This window comes from Kineococcus glutinatus (assembly GCF_039542765.1).
Lineage (GTDB): Bacteria > Actinomycetota > Actinomycetes > Actinomycetales > Kineococcaceae > Kineococcus_A > Kineococcus_A glutinatus.
This window is the reverse complement of the sequence record NZ_BAABIL010000803.1, coordinates 1-2,094: the sequence shown is the minus strand read 5'-3', so window position 1 is coordinate 2,094 and position 2,094 is coordinate 1. Positions and strand designations below refer to the sequence as shown.

Below are 2,094 nucleotides of genomic sequence, written 5' to 3'. Positions count from 1 at the left end.
GCCCGCCCCGCAGCAGCCGGCCCCCCAGCCGGTGCAGCAGCGGCCGGTGCAGCAGCAGCCGGTGCAGCAGCAGCCCGCCCCGCAGCAGCCGGCCCCCCAGCCGGTGCAGCAGCAGCCCGCCCCGCGGCCGGAGACCCCGCGCCAGCCGGAGACCCCGCGCCCGCAGCCCCAGCCGGCGCCCGCCACCTCGCTCGAGGCGCTGCAGGCCGAGCTCCAGCGCGCCGCCGCCGCTCCCTTCGTCGCCCCGGAGCTGCAGGAGGCCTTCCAGCAGTTCCTCGTGCAGCAGGCGGCTCCCGCGGCGCCGGTCGCGCCGCAGCCGGTCGTGCAGCAGGCGGCTCCCGCGGCCCCGGTCGCGCCGCAGCCGGTCGCGCAGCAGGCGGCTCCCGCGGCCCCGGTCCAGGCCTCGGAGGTGCCCGCGCAGGCCACTCCCGCGCCCGCCGAGGCGGCCGGAACTCCCGACGCGCCGATCATGGTTTCGTCGTACCGTAATCCTGTGACTACTTACAGCGAGGCTTCCGTGCCGGCGCGGCGCGCGGCCGCTGGCGAGCACATCGATCCGCAGGCTGCCATCCGCATCGCCCGGGACATCCCGGTCCCGGCACCGCTGCGCCTGGGCCCCGGCGAGGTCGTGCTCGTCGTCGGCGAGCCCGACGCCGTCATCGGCGCCGGTCTCCTGGTGGCCGAGGAGGTCGGCTCCGACGCCCCGGTGATCATCGGTCGGGCCGAGGGCCACGCCAGCATCAGCGCCGAGGACCTCCCGGGCCGCGTCGCCCAGGCCCGCGGCTGGAGCGCCCCGCTGACGGTCACCGTGCCCACGCGGCCCACCGCCGCGGACGCGGCCCGCGCTGCGCGCTTCGTCACCGAGTTCACCCCCGCCGCCGTCGTCGTGGCCATCGACGCCACCCGTCGCGCCGCCATCGCCAACGACCTGCTCGACGCCCTGCGCGAGGCCGGCGCGCCGGCGCAGCGCGTGGCCGTCACGCGCTCGGTCGAGAGCACCGACCCGCTCGACGTGCTCTCCCTCGGCGTGCCCGTCGGCTTCCTCGACGGCCGTCCGGCCACCACCGGCGCCTGGGTCGGGCTGCTGCTGGACGCGGCCCTCCCGGCCGACGGCGCGGCGGGACAGTGACCCCGGGAGCGGGGGTCGCGGGCTCGACGCGCTCCTGGCCCGCCCTCAACGCCCGCGTCACCGTGGTGCTGGGCTTCGACGGCACCGCGCCGGAGGCCGAGGTCGTCACGCGCGTCGAGGACGTCGACGAGGACGGGCTCGTCATCGCCGCGCCCCGCTTCGCCGGGGACCTGGACTGGGCCACCACCGGCCGGGAGGTCCAGCTCGCCTGGGGCAGCGAGCGCGGGGCCTGCTTCCAGCGCTTCGTCCTGGCGGCGCTGGACCGGGGGGCCCTGCCCTGCTGGCGGCTGCGGCCCACCGGTCCCGTCACCACCGAGCAGCGTCGCCGCTACGCCCGCGCGGCGGTGACGGGCCGGGCCCTGCTGGAGCCCGTCCCGCTCGCCGGGCCGGCACCGGCACTGCAGTCGGCGGCCGAGGATGCCGATGCAGCAGGGGAGGGACCGCAGCGGGTGCGGCACACCCCACCGGACCCCGTGGCGGTGCGCCTGCTCGACCTCAGCGAGGGCGGGGCGCGCGTGCTGCACACGGGGCCGGCCGAGGAGCTCGTCCCGGGCACCCGTGCCCGGATGCGCACCGACGTCGACGGGGTCGCCATCGACCAGGTCGTGACCGTCCTGCGCACCCGGCCCGCCGCGTCCCAGGGCGCCGCCGAGGTGGTGCTGTCCTTCGTGGAACCCGTACCGCACGCCGACCACCTGCGCCGCTACGTGCTGCGCGCCCAGATCGAGAACCGTCGCAGAGGGGAACGATGACCGGCCTCATCATCCTGGCCAGCCTCCTTTTGGCCGCGCCGTCGCTGCTCGACGCCCTGCAGGGCCGGGGCAGCATCGACACCGCGCTGCTGCACCTGGCGCTGGCGCTCGTCGTCTCGACCGTCGCCGCGCGCGTCGTGCGCAGCGTGTTCACCGGCTACGAGGCGCAGCTGCAGTACGCCGAGGACGACATCTCCGTGCAGGTCAACCAGA

At 77.4% G+C, this 2,094-nt stretch carries 2 protein-coding genes and 1 pseudogene; all 3 read left to right on the top strand.

What is annotated here, in order from left to right; all coding sequences use genetic code 11:
• Positions 1–1,129: pseudogene (locus tag ABEB16_RS21605) on the top strand (hypothetical protein); the annotation flags it as partial.
• Positions 1,126–1,881 carry a PilZ domain-containing protein gene (locus ABEB16_RS21600; RefSeq protein WP_345714231.1) on the top strand — a complete coding sequence of 252 codons (756 nt, stop codon included), beginning with the start codon at positions 1,126–1,128 and terminating at the stop codon, positions 1,879–1,881. The pseudogene ABEB16_RS21605 and the gene ABEB16_RS21600, both read left to right, overlap by 4 nt.
• Positions 1,878–2,094, top strand: a 217-nt coding sequence (locus ABEB16_RS21595) for a hypothetical protein (RefSeq protein ID WP_345714230.1), incomplete at its 3' end; no start/stop codon positions are given. The genes ABEB16_RS21600 and ABEB16_RS21595, both read left to right, overlap by 4 nt.